Origin of the sequence: Methylocystis sp. SC2 (genome assembly GCF_000304315.1) — a bacterium.
Lineage (GTDB): Bacteria > Pseudomonadota > Alphaproteobacteria > Rhizobiales > Beijerinckiaceae > Methylocystis.
Map to the genome: position 1 here is coordinate 861,617 of NC_018485.1, position 14,478 is coordinate 876,094.

Consider the following 14,478-nt stretch of genomic DNA (forward strand, 5'->3'; position numbering starts at 1 on the left):
CAATGTCGCAGGACGCAAGAACGGAAGCGCTCGACGCTTCGCCCCGCCTCTTCGAGAGCGATCTTCTCGACAAGCTGTCGCGCGTGCATCATCTGACGCCGGTGATCGTCTATTGCCCGATCATTCTCGGCCTGGTGATCTATTCGCTCACGTTCAACAGCGTGACGCTGGTCGCGCTTGGCCTCGTCGTCGGCTATCTCGGCTGGACGCTCACCGAATATTTCGGCCATCGTTATCTCTTCCACACCGTGTTCGCGCTGCCCTTCGGCCTCGGGCCGCGCTTCCAGTTCCTCATTCACGGCGTGCATCACATCTATCCCAACGACCCGCTGCGGCTCGTCATGCCGCCGCTGCTCTCGGCGCCGATCATGCTGATCGCGCTGGTCTGCGCCCGCCTGATTTTCGGCGCGACCTTCGCGTGGCCGGCGCTGGCCGGCTTCATCATGGGCTATGTGATCTATGATTGCGTGCATTACTGGACGCATCACGGGCAGCCGAAATCCGACTTCGGCCGCTTGGTGAAGCGCCTGCACATGCTGCATCATTTCCGCGACGCCGAAAAAGGCTTCGGCGTGCACGCGATCTGGTGGGACTATGTGTTTGGCACGGCCTATCGGAAGGATGAGACGCCCGGCACGCGCGCGGTGTAAGGGCGCGCTACCTCCCCCTTGCGGGGAGGTCGATCGCCGAAGGCGATCGGGTGGGTAATGAAAAACTCACCCCACCCGGCTTGCTGCGCAAGCCACCCTCCCCGTCGAGGGGAGGGAAAGCGCCCATATCGGCGACAGTCGCCGAATTTCACGACTGCCCCGTCCTTGCAAACCACTCGTCTTCCGAGATCACCTCGATCCCCAGCTCCGCCGCCTTTTTGAGCTTCGATCCCGCGCCCGGCCCGGCGACGACGAGATCGGTCTTCTTCGACACCGACGCCGCGACATGCGCGCCGAAGCGCTCGGCCTGCGCCTTGGCTTCGTCGCGCGTGAGGCGTTCGAGAGAACCGGTGAAGACCACCGTCTTGCCGGCGACGGGCGATGCGGACGCCACCGCCGGCATCGGCTCCAGCGTGATTTGTTTGAGAAGCGCGTCGAGTTCGCGCTCATTGTGCGGCTCGGCGAAAAAATCATGCAGCGCCTCGGCGACGACCGGACCGACCCCGTCGATCGAATCGATGCGGGCGCGCGCTTCGCTCCCCAACGCCGCATCACGGGCCGTCTCGCGCAGCGACTCGAAATCGCCGAAATGGCGCGCGAGCCGGCGCGCATTGGTCTCGCCGACATGGCGCACGCCAAGCGCAAAGATGAAGCGATTGACCGGAATGCTTCGACGCGCCTCGATCGCCGCAAAGAGATTGCGCACCGAGGTCTCGCCATAGCCCTCGCGTTCGGAAAGACGCGGCGACATCTGCGCTTCGCGCTCGGGCAGCGTGAAAATGTCGGACGCGGTCTTGATCATTCCCTCGTTGAAGAAAAGTTCGATCTGCTTGTCGCCAAGTCCCTCAATATCCATGGCGTTGCGCGAGGCGAAATGCTTTAGGCGTTCGACCGCCTGGGCCGGACAGACGAGCGATCCCGTGCAGCGGCGCACGACATCCGCTTCGCCGGTCTTCGCATCGATCTCGCGCAGCGCCGCCGAGCCGCAGCGCGGGCAGACATGCGGAAACTGATAGGGCTTCGCGCCGTGCGGCCGCTTCTCCGTCACCACCTCGACGATCTGCGGAATGACGTCGCCCGCGCGCTGCACGACCACCGTGTCGCCGATGCGAATATCCTTGCGCGCGATCTCATCTTCATTGTGCAGCGTCGCGTTCTGCACGACGACGCCGCCGACCGTCACAGGTTCGAGCCGCGCCACCGGCGTCAACGCGCCCGTGCGCCCGACCTGGATTTCGATGTCGCGCAAAATCGTCATCGCGCGTTCGGCGGGGAATTTGCGCGCGACGGCCCAGCGCGGCGCGCGCGAGACGAATCCGAGCCGCTCCTGCAGCGCGATGTCGTCGACCTTGTAGACGACGCCGTCGATGTCATAGCCGAGCGTCGCGCGCTGCGCTTCGATCGCGCGGAAATGCGCCAGCATGTCTTCCGCGTTGTCGCAGAGCGTCGTCAGCGGATTGACGGGCAGACCGTAACGGCCCAACGCCTCAAGCACGCCGATCTGCGTATTCGCAGGCAATGCGCTCGTCTCGCCCCAACCATAGGCGAAGAAATGCAGCGGCCGCGACGCCGTGATCTTCGGATCGAGCTGCCGCAGAGAGCCTGCGGCGGCGTTGCGCGGATTGGCGAAGAGAGTCTTGCCCAGCTCCTTCTGCCGCGCATTGAGCGCCGCAAAATCCTTGTGCGTCATATAGACTTCGCCGCGCACTTCAAAAACGTCGGCATGATCGCCGCGCAGCCGTTGCGGAATCTCGTCGATCGTTCGGACATTGGCGGTGACGTCTTCGCCCTCATAACCGTCGCCCCGCGTCGCCGCCTGCACGAGATGGCCTTTCTCGTAGCGCAGCGAACAGGACAGCCCGTCGATCTTCGGTTCAAAGGTGAAGCGCAGCGGGCTTTCGCCCAGGCCGAGAAAGCGGCGCACCCGCGCGACGAACTCCAGAACCTCTTCGTCCGAGAAGACGTTGCCGAGCGAGAGCATCGGCACGGCGTGCTTCACTTTGGCGAATTTTTCAGACGGCTTGGCGCCGACTGTCTTCGTCAGCGACTGCGCCGTGGCGAGTTCGGGGAACGCCTTTTCCAATTCCTCATAGCGACGGCGCAGCGCGTCATAGTCGGCGTCGGAGACGCTCGGCGCGTCTTCCTGGTAATAGCGGCGATCATGCGCCGCGATCTCCTCCTGCAGCCGCGCATGTTCGGCGCGCGCTTCGGAAAGGGAAGGCTCGGGAAGCGACTTGGCCATGTGCTGGACGATCCGGTCGACTTGGCGCGCCAGACGGCGCTTTATTCTCGCAGGGCTTCAAGAGCGTGTTCTAACCGATCGCTACCCCAGAATAGCTCCTCTTTTGCAAAAAAGCTCGGCGCGCCGAACACGCCCCGACTCTTGGCCTCCTCCGTGCGCGCTCTGAGCAATCGCTTGACGGACTCGTCAATGGCGCGGTTAAGAATCGGCTCCGCGTCGAGCGAGAGGCCTCGTAAAATTTCCTTCAGCACGGAGGGGTCGGAGATGTCGAGGTCATCGGAAAAATTGGCGCGATAGACGGCCCGAACGAAAGCAGCAAGCTTCTCCGCCTCATCCAACGCGGTCGCGACGCGCGCGGCCAAAAGGCCGTTGCGCGGAAAGGCGCTGGGCCGGCGCCAGGCGACGCCCTTGCTCTGGCAGAGACGCTCGACGTCGCGCCACATATAGGCGCCCTTTGCCGGATAGAGATTGAAAGGTGAATCCCGCCAGCCCTGCTCGGCGAAGATCGGCCCAAGAAGAAAGGGTCGCCACGCCACCTCGACGCGCGCGGCGGCGGCCTTCGCCTCGATCTCTTCCGCGGCGACATAAGAATATGTGCTTGCGAATTCGAACCAGAATTCGAGTTTCTCCGCCATCGCCGCGCGCCTAAGCCGCTTCCGGCGCCGCGCCGACAAGGCGGCGCGCGTCGCGCGCGCTGATCGGGCGCCCAAAGGCGTAGCCCTGCGCGAAGCCGCAGCCGAGTTGAAAAAGCTCGATGGCGTCCTGCTCGGTCTCCGCGCCCTCGGCGACGACGTCCAGGCCGAGATCCTGCGCCAGCGCGATGATCGAGCGCAGAATGATGGGGCGCGCGCCCTTGCCGGACTGTTTGATGAAGGAACGGTCAATCTTGATCGTGTCGAAGGGGAAGCGCTGCAAATAGGCGAGCGACGAATAGCCGGCGCCGAAATCGTCGAGCGACAGCCCCGCGCCGAGTTCCCTGATGCGCGCCAGCATCTGCGCGGCATATTCGGGATTCTCCATCACCAGACTCTCGGTCAGTTCGAGTTTCAGGCTGCCTTTGGCGATATCATTGCGCATCAACACGCTTTTGACGTCGCGCAGCAGGTCGTGACGCAACAGCTGGCGCGATGAAACATTGACGGAGGCGAAAATCGGCGGATCGACCGCAAGCGCGCGCTGCCAGGCCGCGAGTTCGCGCGCCGTGCGCTCCAGCGCCACAAGTCCGAGGTCGACGATCAGCCCCGTCTGCTCGGCGATGGGAAGGAATTCGGAAGGCTCGAGCCGACCCAGGCGCAGATGGTCCCACCGCAGCACGGCTTCGAAACCGGCGATGGTGCGATCCTCGAGCCTGACGATCGGCTGGAAAAACACCTTGATCTCGCCGCGCTCCAGCGCCCGCCGCAGATCGGCCTCGAGCGTCAGCCGATCGGAGCGTTGCGCGCGCATGGCGGGACGGAACACTTCGATGCGGTTGCCGCCGGAGCGCTTGGCGTGGCGCATGGCGATCTGCGCGTCTTCCAGCATGTCGCCGGCGCCGGGATGCGTCTGCTGGTCATAAAGCGCGATGCCGATCGAGGCGAACAGCGCGATCTCGCGATCGGTGAAGCGCACCGGAATAGACAGCGAGCGGCGCACCGAATCGGCGATGGAGATGACATGGTCGGCGTGCGATTCGGACACAAGGATGATCGCGAATGTATCGCCGGAAAGTCGCGCCAGCGTGTCTTGAGGCTGCAGCAGCCGCGTCAGGCGATGCGCCACGGTGAGCAGAATGCTGTCGCCCATGGCCATGCCGACCTGCTCATTGATCTGTTTGAAGCGGTCGATGTCGATGACGAGGATCGTCGGGCGCACGTCCTTTTCCATGCGCGCGAGAATCAGGGCGGCCTCCAGCCGGTCGAAGAACAATTCGCGGTTCGGCAGGCCCGTGAGATTGTCATGCACGGCGTCGTGCAGCAGCCGCTCCTGAGCGTTGCGCTCGTCGGTCACGTCATTGAGCGTGCCGACGACGCGGATCACCTCGCCGTCCGGGCCGACGACGGGCCGCGCCCGCAGCCGGTAGCAAAGATAATGGCCGTCCGCGGCGCGCAGGCGGAAGTCCTGATTAATGCGGCCGCGCCGCTGCTCGAGAATGGCGTCGAGGCAGGCGCGATAGCGGTCCTGCTCGAAAGGATGCAGTAGATCGAGCCAGGAGGAGGCGGCGCCCTCGAGCCCGCCGCGGTCGAGTCCGAGCGCCGCTTCCGCCTCCGGGCTGACGTAGATGTGATCCGACGGAACGTCCCAGTCGAACACGATCTCATTCGCGCCGGTGAGCGCGAGGGCCTTGCGCTCGACGTCGCTGATCGCGCCGTGCGACAGCCCGCCGGCGGCGAAGGCGTTCTGCATCACCGTGAACCCGATCAGCATCACGATGAGCACCAGGCCCCCGACGAGCGCCGGAGAGACGAGATCGTTGGTGATCCAGCCGGCGACCGCAAATCCCGCCGTCGCCACCCACACGGCCAGCAGGAACCACGTCGGGATCAGCATAATCGCCCGATCGAAGCCATGCGTCGCGAGATAGAGAATCAGCACGAAGCCGACGACGGCGGCCGTCGCCAGCGAGATGCGCGCCACGCCGGCGGCGACGGGCGCGTCGAACACCGCCAGACCGACAAGGTCCAACAGGATCAGCAGCCACAGGGCGGCGACGTGCCAGGCGCGCACATGCCAGCGGTTGAGGTTCAGATAGGCGAAAAGGAAGACGACGAGCGTCGCCGAGAGAACCGTCTCGGCGCCGGCGCGCCAGATGCGGTTGGCGTTGGCGTCAAAGCCGAAAATCTTGTCCCAGAAGCCGAAATCGATGCACACATAGGCCAGCACCGCCCAGGCGAGCGCCGCCGCCGCCGGGAAGATGACGGCGCCTTTCACCACAAAGACGATGGTCAAAAACAGCGCGAGCAGGCCGGCGATGCCGATGACGATGCCCTTGTAGAGCGTCAGGCTCGTCACCTTGTCCTTATAGGCGGCCGGCTCCCACAAATAGAGCTGCGGCAGGTTCGGCGTGCGCAGCTCCGCGACATAGGTGACCGTGGTCCCGGGGTCGAGCGTCAGCCGGAAAACGTCGGCGTCGGAGGCGTCTTCGGCCTCGGGCGGAAAGCCCTGGCTCGCCGTGATCGCCGAAATGCGCGTCGAGCCGAGATCGGGCCAGATGACGCCCGAGCCCTGGAGACGGTAATGCGGGGCGACGATCAGGCGCTCGATCTGCTCATCCGTGTCGTTGGTGAGCGCGAAAACGATCCAGTTGGGCTGACTGCCGGCTTCCTTGGCGCCGACCTCGATACGGCGGACGATGCCGTCCGAGCCGGGCGCGGTCGAGACCTGCAGCCGGTCGCCCTGCGAGGAATGTTTCTCAACGACATTGGTGAGATCGATCGCCCGCGCGCCTTGCGGCACCCGCACCGACTCCATGGCGACGGCCTGAGCGGAGAGGATGAACAAAAAGAGCGCAATCAGGTATTTTTTCAGACGCACGAACTCTCTTCTCGATGCCGCATGCTCGGAGAACGCGTCTGGCGCGGCCGATGGCGGGCGCCAAGCGCGTGGGCGGGCTGTCATCGCCAGACTCTGATCGGAAAGTGGTAGAGGCTTCCGGCACCGCCGGCAAGCCGATTCGCCAAGCTTTGCAATAACGGTATGTTCCTTGCGTCGCCGCGCTTCTTGGCCGCGCTTGCGGAGCGCGGACGGCGCCAATATACGCTGCTTGAAGGCCACCGTCGCAATCTGCAGGCGCATGGCGGTTTTTTTGCGGTGTGCCCACCCGCGACATTCTGGGAAAACGGGAACGGATTGGATGCGAAGCGCTCTCGGCGGCCCTCGCCTTCTGCTGCGCCGACTCCGCGAAATCAGCGCGGAACCGGTGAGCGCACAGGCGCGGCTCGACAAGATCGTGGTGCAGATCGCCGCGAATATGGTCGCCGAGGTTTGTTCCGTTTATGTGCTGCGCGCCGACCAGCGCTTGGAGCTTTACGCCACGGAGGGCCTGAACCGCGAGGCCGTGCATCTCACCACGATGCACGCGGGCGAAGGGCTTGTCGGCCTGATCGCCAAGAGCGCCGAGCCTCTCGCGCTCTCCGAGGCGCAGGAGCATCCCTCCTTCTCCTACAAGCCGGAGACGGGCGAAGACGCCTATCACTCCTTCCTTGGCGTGCCGATTCTGCGCGGCGGCAACACGCTTGGCGTGCTCGTCGTGCAGAACAAGGTGCGCCGCGTTTATTCGGAAGAAGAGATCGAGGCGCTGCAGACGACGGCGATGCTGCTCGCCGAGCTGATCGCCTCGGGCGAATTGCAGGCGATCGAAGACCCGCGCGACCTCGCGCTTTATCGCCCGGCGTCGCTGAGAGGCGCGCCGATGGCGGAAGGCGTCGGCCTCGGCCATGTGCTGCTGCACGAGCCGCGCGTCGTCATCAAGCAGCTCGTCGCCGAGGACATGCCCTCTGAACTCGCAAGGCTCGAACATGCGATCGACGCGATGCGCCAGTCGATCGACGAACTCGTCGCGCATAGCGACCGCATCGCCGCCGGCGAGCCGCGCGACGTGCTCGAAACCGTGCGCATGGTCGCCTATGACCGCGGCTGGGTGCGCCGCCTGCGCGAAGCGGTGATGACCGGACTGACCGCCGAGGCCGCGGTCGAGCGCGTCCAGAACGACGCGCGCGCGCGCATGCAGCGTCAGACCGATCCCTATCTGCGCGATCGTCTGCACGATCTCGATGATATCGCCAACCGCTTGCTGCATCAGCTGACGGGTCAAAGCTACGTCGCCGATCGCGACAGCGTGCCGGAAAACGCCATCATCGTGGCGCGCAACATGGGGCCGGCGGCGCTTCTCGACTATGACCGCAAGCGGCTGCGCGGCCTCGTGCTGGAGGAAGGCGGACCGACGAGCCACGTCGCCATTGTCGCGCGCGCGCTCGGCGTCGCCACCGTTGGACTCGTCGCCGGCCTGATCGACATCGTCGAAACCGGCGATCCGATCATCGTCGACGGCACGACCGGCGAAGTGCATGTCCGGCCGCAGCCCGACGTGCAGAGCGCTTATGCTGAAAAGGCGCGGCTGCGGGCGCGGCGTCAGGAGCAATACGCCAAGCTGCGCGACGTGCCGGCGATCACCAAGGACGGCGTCGAAATCTCGCTGCACATGAACGCCGGCCTCGCGATCGACATGCCGCATCTGCGTGAGACCGGCGCGAATTCGATCGGACTGTTCCGCACCGAGTTGCAATTCATGCTCGCGCCGCGCTTTCCGCGCATGGACGAGCAATATCGCTTTTACAAAGCCGTGCTCGACGCGGCGCCGGAGAAGCCGATCACGTTTCGCACGCTCGACATCGGCTCCGACAAGATCCTTCCCTATATGGCGAAGATCGAAGAGGAGAACCCGGCGCTCGGTTGGCGCGCGATCCGCATCGGTCTCGACAGGCCGGGGCTTTTGCGCATGCAGCTGCGCGCGATGCTGAAGGCGGGCGCCGATCGCGATCTGCGCATCATGTTTCCAATGATCGCCAATGTCGCCGAATTTGATGCGGCGAAGGCGATTGCGCTGCGGGAGCTCGACCACATCACGCATCATCGCCATCCGCCGCCGACGCGCCTGGAGCTCGGCGCGATGGTGGAGGTGCCGTCGCTCTTGTGGGAAATCGATCTTATCGCCGAACGCGCGGATTTTCTGTCGGTCGGATCGAACGATCTGGTGCAGTACATGTATGCGGCCGACCGCGACAACACGCGCGTCTCGAAGCGCTACGACAATCTCTCGCGGCCGGTGCTGCGCGCGCTCGAGCGCATCGTCTCTGCCGGATCAAGGCACAACGCGCCGGTGACGCTCTGCGGCGAGATGGGCGGACGCCCGCTCGAGGCGCTGGCGCTGCTCGCGATCGGCTATCGCTCGCTGTCGATGGCGGCCTCCGCCATCGGTCCGGTCAAATCAATGATTCTCAATCTCAATCTCGAAGAGGCGCAGGTCTATCTCGCCTCGCTGCTCGCCTCAGACGACGGCAGCGCTTCGGTGCGCGAGCAATTGCGCGATTATGCGATCGCGCGCGGCGTGCCCTTGTAGCGCGCCCCCTTTCGTCACGCCGTCCCTCACCATTGCTCGGGAAGCCTCGTCCCCATGTTCGCTCAAGACAAGCTCGACCTCATTCTGCGCCGCTACGACGAGATCGGCGACAAGCTCGCCGTCGGCGCCGACGGGCAGGCCTTCGTCGCGCTCTCGCGCGAACGTGCGACGCTCGACGCGGTCGTCGACAGGATTCGCGCCTATCGCGCGGCGCAGAAGGAATCCGACGATCTTTCCGCCATGCTCGCTGACGCCTCGCTCGACGCCGAAATGCGCAGACTGGCCGAAAGCGAGACGGAAGCCGCGCACGAACGACTCGCTGCGGCGGAAAGCGCGCTGAAACTGGCGCTTCTGCCGAAGGACGAAGCCGACGAGAAGGGCGTCATTCTTGAAGTGCGCGCCGGCACGGGCGGCGACGAGGCGGCGCTGTTCGCCGGCGATCTCTTTCGCGCCTATCAGAAATATGCGGCGCTCAAGGGGTGGCGCGTCGAGATCGTGTCCGGGAGCGAGGGCGCGCTCGGCGGCTTCAAGGAAATCGTCGCCGAGATCATCGGTCGCGGCGTCTATGGGCGGTTGAAATTCGAATCGGGCGTGCACCGCGTTCAGCGCGTCCCGGAAACCGAGACGCAGGGCCGCATCCACACGTCGGCCGCGACGGTCGCGGTGCTGCCGCAGGCCGAGGACGTCGACGTCGACATCGACGAGAAGGATTTGCAGATCGATACGATGCGCGCGCAAGGCGCCGGCGGCCAGCACGTCAACAAGACCGAGTCGGCCATCCGCATCACCCATATTCCCTCCGGCATCGTGGTGATGATGCAGGAAGAGCGTTCTCAACATCGCAACAGAGCCAAGGCGATGAACGTTCTTCGCTCGCGTCTCTACGACGCCGAGCGCCAGCGCCTCGACAAGGAGCGTTCGGAGGATCGCAAGCAGCAGGTCGGCTCAGGCGATCGCTCCGAACGAATCCGCACCTATAATTTTCCGCAGGGACGCGTCACCGATCATCGCATCAATCTCACGCTCTATAAGCTCGACCGCGTGATGGAAGGCGAATTCGATGAGATCATCGACGCGCTGACGACCGATCATCAGCAAAAACTCCTCGCGCAGAGCGAGGCGTAGACGCGCGCCGCCAGAAGCGCGCGCGGATGCGTCCTGTGCGCCGACGCACGAACGTCGTGGGAGGCTCTCGCTAGAGTGCGTCCACTCGCCAAATGACGAGTGAGAACGCCGAGGAGAACCTCATGTCCACGTTGAAAAGAATCGTCTCTACGAGCCTCGCCGCCAGCGTCATGTTGGGGGCGATCGCGAGCGCCACGCCGGCATTGGCCTGGTCAAAATGGCATCATCACGGCTATGGCTGGGCGCCCTACGCCGTGGGCGGCGCGCTCGCATTGGGCGCAGTGGCGGCGGCGGCCGCGAGCGCGCCGGATTGCGATTACGTTCGCGAGCCGATCTACAGCCGCCGGGGCTATGTCATCGGCTACCGCGCCGTGCCGATGTGCTGACGCAGCCGATATCCCATCTTCAGGAAGGGGCCGGCCAACGCCGGCCTTTTCATATCAAGCGCGCGCCGCTCACCAGCCGTAATCGAAATACTGACCGATTTCATTGTAGCGCTGCGGATCCTGCAGCGAGAAATCCTGCTGCTCCAGGAAGTAATTGTCGTTGGCGTAGCGATTGGGCTGCAGATTTCCCTTCGCTGCGTCTGGCGCCGCGCCGTCGTCGAGCCAGTCTTTGCCGGTCGTCAGATTATGCGGCAGAGGAATCGGAAAATCGTCGTCCTGCGTCGCGGTGACCTGACCCGTCGCGACAGGCGCGCCTTGTTTTGATTTCGCCAGAGCGTCGCTCGAGGCGATCGCGCAAATGAACGCGAGGCCCAACGCCAGATTCAAAGACTTACGCATTTTTTGAACTCCGTTTCGCGTCAAGCGGTCACTCTAGCCGGAACGCCCGACGCATGGCTAGTGTCGGAAGTGGCGCACGCCGGTGAACACCATGGCGAGACCCTGCGCGTCCGCCGCGGCGATCACGTCCTTATCATTCATGGAGCCGCCGGGCTGGATGACGGCCGTCACGCCGGCCTCGGCCGCCGCCAGCAGTCCGTCCGCAAAGGGAAAGAAAGCGTCGGAGGCGACGACGGCCCCATTGGCAAGACTTGTCGTCAACCCCGCCGCGCGCGCGGCCTCCTGCGCTTTATGCGCGGCGATGCGCGAAGAATCGACGCGCGACATCTGACCGGCGCCGACGCCCACCGTGGCGCCGTCTTTCGCATAGACGATGGCGTTCGACTTCATATGTTTCACGACGCGATAGGCGAATTTCAGATCGGCGAGCTCCTGCTGGGAAGGCGCGCGCTTCGTGACCGTCTGCAAATTCATGTCGTCGACGACGGCGCTGTCGCGCGACTGGGCGAGAAAGCCGCCCGAGACCGAGCGATAGGTCAAGCCGGCCGCACGCGCGTCCGGAACGCCGCCGGTCAGCAGCAGACGCAGATTCTTCTTGGCGCCGATGATGGCGATCGACTCTTCTTCGGCGTCCGGCGCGATGATCACCTCGGTGAAGATCTTGACGATCTCGCGCGCGGCTTCGGCGTCGAGCTTGCGATTGAGCGCGACGATTCCGCCGAAGGCGGACGTCGGATCGCAGCGCAGCGCCTTGACATAGGCTTCGGCCAGGGACGCGCCTTCGGCGACGCCGCAGGGATTGGCGTGTTTGACGATGACGACGGCGGCGGTCCGCGCCGGATCGAATTCCGCCACGCATTCGAAAGCCGCGTCGGTGTCATTGACGTTGTTATATGAGAGCTGCTTGCCCTGAATCTGGCGCGCCGTGGCGACGCCCGGCCGCTTCTCGCCGGTGAGATAGAAGCCCGCGGATTGATGCGGGTTTTCGCCGTAGCGCATCGGCTCGGCGAGTCGTCCGCCGAAGGCGCGCAGCGGCGGCGAGGCTTCGCCGAGCTGCTGCGCGAGCCAGTTGGAGATCGCGGCGTCATAGGCGGCGGTGCGCGCAAACGCCTTCTGCGCGAGCCGTCGACGCGTCGCGAGCCGCGTCGCGCCATTCGTCGCGGCGAGTTCCTCGATGAGCATCGCGTAATCATCGGAATCGACGACGACGGCGACGTCGTCATGATTCTTCGACGCGGCGCGGATCATCGCCGGACCGCCAATGTCGATGTTTTCGACGCATTCTTCGAACGGCGCGCCTTTCGCAAGCGCCGCCTCGAAGGGGTAGAGATTGACGACGAGCAGGTCGATCGGCCGGATGTCATGCGCGAGCATCGCCGCTTCATGTTCGGGATTTTCGCGGATCGCCAGAAGGCCGCCATGCACCTTCGGGTGCAGAGTCTTCAGCCTTCCGTCCATCATCTCCGGAAACTGCGTGAGATCGGCCACGTCGCGAACCGCAAGACCCGCCTCGGCGAGCGCTTTGCGCGTGCCGCCGGTGGAGACAAGCTCCACGCCATGCGTCGCCAGAACGCGCGCGAACTCGACGAGGCCGGTTTTGTCGGAAACGGAAATCAGCGCGCGCGCCACACGGCGCAGATCGACGGGCATCGCATACTCCTAACTGGCGCCGCGCTTATCACAGCTTGCGGCCGGGAGAAACCTGCGCGCCGGCGCGCCGCCGGAAGCTCCAAGCGATCTCGGCGCCGGCGGCCGCCGCCCCTCGCACGATGATTTGGGCGCATTTGCGCGCGCCGCCGGGCGCGGCGAAGAAAATGCTGTCTTCGATTTCGGGCGTCCGATCTTGCGTTTCAAAGATGAGGATTTCGCCATCGGCGAGCGTGAGTTCGATTGCGCCGTCGGCGTTCGGCGCAATGCGCACGCGCGGATGAATGTGAAAGCGCAGGGCGAAATCGCACGCTTGCGCATGATTTCCGCCGCGCTCCGCAGCGATCAGCCGATCGACGCCCAGGAGCACGGCGCCATCGGACGAAAGGGTCAGTTCGCGCTCATGGACAAGGCCGAAATCGCGCGCATAGCCGTCATGCGACAAGAGGAGCGTCGTCTCGCCGTCGAGACGGCGGCGCTCAACCTCAGTGTTGCGCGGGCCGCCGAGAACCCGCCCGGCGCGCCGGCGCGGCGCGCTCTGCGGCGCGATGCGGGCGCTGGAGCGGTCGCCGATGACGAGCGTCGAATGCGCGGCGGTGGCGCGCGCCAGCTCACGGGCGTCCAGATGCGGCGCCGAGGGAGCGCCGCAATTGACGACGACCCGCTCGATTCCAAGCGAATATTCAAAAGACAGGCAGCCGGCGTGGGCCGATAGGGAAAATTCGAATGGCGGCGGCCCGCCGGCGTCGACGAGGACGAGCGCGTCGCCCGCCTCCATCCGCTGATAGCCGGCGTAAGGCGCGTTGACGGGCGGCGCGCCGCGCGTGTCCTCGTGGGCAAGCGCGCTCGCCAGCCGGTCCAGCGCCGTCGCGCCCATGCCGTTGAACAACGCCAGCGAGCCGTCGCCATGCTGCAGCATCCGCAGCATCGGCATCATCCGGTCGATGGCGCGCAGGACGGCGGACGGCGTTTGCAGGCCCCGCGCCGCAATCACCTGCCGCAGCGGCAACAGATCGAGCAGCAGATCGACCGCGACCTGCGGATTGCGGCTGACATGGCCGCCGTCGATGAGGATCTGGCGGTCGAGCTCCGCGCTGAGCGCGCGCGACACATGCGGGGCGATTTTGCGGCCGGTGTCCGCGCAAACGGCGAATTCGGCCAGCGCGATGGCGCAGAAGGCGCGATCGGCGCCGCGCGCGCCATCGCCGGCCAGCGCCCGCCACAACAGCCGGGCGTTGCGGGCGAGCGCCAACATGAATGCGTCATAAAAATCGGCGTCGGCGCCGTCGAGCAGCGTCGGCGACTGCGATAGAAATGAGAGGAGGCGCCGCGCCACGACGGCGGGCTCCATCGCCGGATCGTCGGCAGGGATTTTAGGAAGCGAGAGAAAATCCGCGACAAGCTCCTGCGCGGTCGCCCGGGCCGCTCTGTTGTCCGAGGCCTGCAAATGCCGCAGCCAGGAGAAGCCTGCAAGGGAGCGCCGCCAGCACTCGGAAGGCGCGGTGACCAGAAAAGGCGATACGGCCCGCGCCTGTACGGTTTTGCCGTCGAAGGAGAAATAGCCGGCGTAAATCTGGTCGGCGACGGTCGAATCGGTGGTTCTGATGTCGGGAGGCGCAATGCGCAGCCGCTCCGGCGGCGCGATCGCCATCGACTTCATGAGGTGATAGGGCGCGGCGGCACCTCGCGCGAAGGCCCCCGCCGCCCGCGCCGCCGAAACGCTGGCCAGCCGAACCCGATCCCGCAACATAATGGCGCTCAGTGGGCGTCCTCCGACAGCGGCGCTCGCGCGATAGATCCCCACCGGCGGCGCGCCAACCGGCAATATCAAACCCCGCCCTCCGCTTATAGTCCATATTTCCGTGACTTCCGAATGAGATCGCGCCGGCTTCGGCGCTGCGCCATTGCATGCAAAAGGGGGAAAATGGCAAT

At 65.2% G+C, this 14,478-nt stretch carries 10 protein-coding genes; 4 read left to right on the plus strand and 6 right to left on the minus strand.

The window, feature by feature from the left end; all coding sequences use genetic code 11:
- The first annotated feature begins 2 nt into the window (after positions 1–2).
- Positions 3–650 (plus strand): sterol desaturase family protein, encoded by a 648-nt coding sequence (locus tag BN69_RS04040; protein WP_014890277.1) that lies wholly within the window; start codon positions 3–5, stop codon positions 648–650.
- Positions 651–798: 148 nt separating this feature from the next.
- Here BN69_RS04040 and ligA read toward each other — a convergent pair whose 3' ends face one another.
- Genes ligA through BN69_RS04055 form a run of 3 tightly spaced genes read right to left on the minus strand, consistent with a single transcriptional unit; the run spans position 799 to position 6,405 of the window.
- Entirely contained in the window at positions 799–2,892 is a 2,094-nt protein-coding gene (ligA, locus tag BN69_RS04045; protein ID WP_014890278.1) for an NAD-dependent DNA ligase LigA, read from the minus strand.
- A 41-nt stretch (positions 2,893–2,933) separates the two neighbouring features.
- The gene (locus BN69_RS04050) at positions 2,934–3,527 is read right to left on the minus strand and encodes a 2-hydroxychromene-2-carboxylate isomerase (protein ID WP_014890279.1); all 594 of its coding nucleotides are present in this window, start codon (positions 3,525–3,527) and stop codon (positions 2,934–2,936) included.
- Positions 3,528–3,537: 10 nt separating this feature from the next.
- Positions 3,538–6,405 (minus strand): EAL domain-containing protein, encoded by a 2,868-nt coding sequence (locus BN69_RS04055; protein ID WP_148277025.1) that lies wholly within the window; start codon positions 6,403–6,405, stop codon positions 3,538–3,540.
- A 319-nt stretch (positions 6,406–6,724) separates the two neighbouring features.
- On the opposite strand from BN69_RS04055, the gene ptsP reads away from it, so the two are divergent.
- The 3 genes from ptsP (at position 6,725) to BN69_RS04070 (ending at position 10,500) form a co-directional block, all read left to right on the plus strand.
- Positions 6,725–8,989, plus strand: a complete 2,265-nt coding sequence (gene ptsP, locus BN69_RS04060) for a phosphoenolpyruvate--protein phosphotransferase (RefSeq protein WP_014890281.1) — start codon at positions 6,725–6,727, stop codon at positions 8,987–8,989.
- A gap of 54 nt (positions 8,990–9,043) precedes the next feature.
- Positions 9,044–10,114 (plus strand): peptide chain release factor 1, encoded by a 1,071-nt coding sequence (prfA, locus tag BN69_RS04065; protein ID WP_014890282.1) that lies wholly within the window; start codon positions 9,044–9,046, stop codon positions 10,112–10,114.
- A gap of 122 nt (positions 10,115–10,236) precedes the next feature.
- The gene (locus tag BN69_RS04070; protein WP_014890283.1) at positions 10,237–10,500 is read left to right on the plus strand and encodes a hypothetical protein; all 264 of its coding nucleotides are present in this window, start codon (positions 10,237–10,239) and stop codon (positions 10,498–10,500) included.
- A 69-nt stretch (positions 10,501–10,569) separates the two neighbouring features.
- On the opposite strand, the gene BN69_RS04075 is transcribed toward BN69_RS04070, so the two are convergent.
- The 3 genes from BN69_RS04075 to BN69_RS04085 are packed head-to-tail and all read right to left on the minus strand — an operon-like array spanning position 10,570 to position 14,296.
- Positions 10,570–10,899, minus strand: a complete 330-nt coding sequence (locus BN69_RS04075; RefSeq protein ID WP_014890284.1) for a hypothetical protein — start codon at positions 10,897–10,899, stop codon at positions 10,570–10,572.
- A 57-nt stretch (positions 10,900–10,956) separates the two neighbouring features.
- A complete protein-coding gene (gene purH, locus BN69_RS04080; protein ID WP_014890285.1) occupies positions 10,957–12,549 on the minus strand; it encodes a bifunctional phosphoribosylaminoimidazolecarboxamide formyltransferase/IMP cyclohydrolase in 1,593 nt (530 codons plus the stop codon).
- 28 nt (positions 12,550–12,577) lie between these two features.
- Positions 12,578–14,296, minus strand: coding sequence for a heparinase II/III family protein (locus BN69_RS04085; RefSeq protein ID WP_014890286.1), 1,719 nt, complete (start codon positions 14,294–14,296; stop codon positions 12,578–12,580).
- Positions 14,297–14,478: the final 182 nt, after the last annotated feature.

Excerpts from the sequence above, each read along its gene's own strand:
- BN69_RS04040 (WP_014890277.1), top strand. The coding sequence starts at position 3 with ATGTCGCAGGACGCAAGAACGGAAGCGCTCGACGCTTCGCCCCGCCTC.
- ligA (WP_014890278.1), bottom strand. The coding sequence starts at position 2,892 with ATGGCCAAGTCGCTTCCCGAGCCTTCCCTTTCCGAAGCGCGCGCCGAA.
- BN69_RS04050 (WP_014890279.1), bottom strand. The coding sequence starts at position 3,527 with ATGGCGGAGAAACTCGAATTCTGGTTCGAATTCGCAAGCACATATTCT.
- ptsP (WP_014890281.1), top strand. The coding sequence starts at position 6,725 with ATGCGAAGCGCTCTCGGCGGCCCTCGCCTTCTGCTGCGCCGACTCCGC.
- prfA (WP_014890282.1), top strand. The coding sequence starts at position 9,044 with ATGTTCGCTCAAGACAAGCTCGACCTCATTCTGCGCCGCTACGACGAG.
- BN69_RS04070 (WP_014890283.1), top strand. The coding sequence starts at position 10,237 with ATGTCCACGTTGAAAAGAATCGTCTCTACGAGCCTCGCCGCCAGCGTC.
- BN69_RS04075 (WP_014890284.1), bottom strand. The coding sequence starts at position 10,899 with ATGCGTAAGTCTTTGAATCTGGCGTTGGGCCTCGCGTTCATTTGCGCG.
- purH (WP_014890285.1), bottom strand. The coding sequence starts at position 12,549 with ATGCCCGTCGATCTGCGCCGTGTGGCGCGCGCGCTGATTTCCGTTTCC.
- BN69_RS04085 (WP_014890286.1), bottom strand. The coding sequence starts at position 14,296 with ATGTTGCGGGATCGGGTTCGGCTGGCCAGCGTTTCGGCGGCGCGGGCG.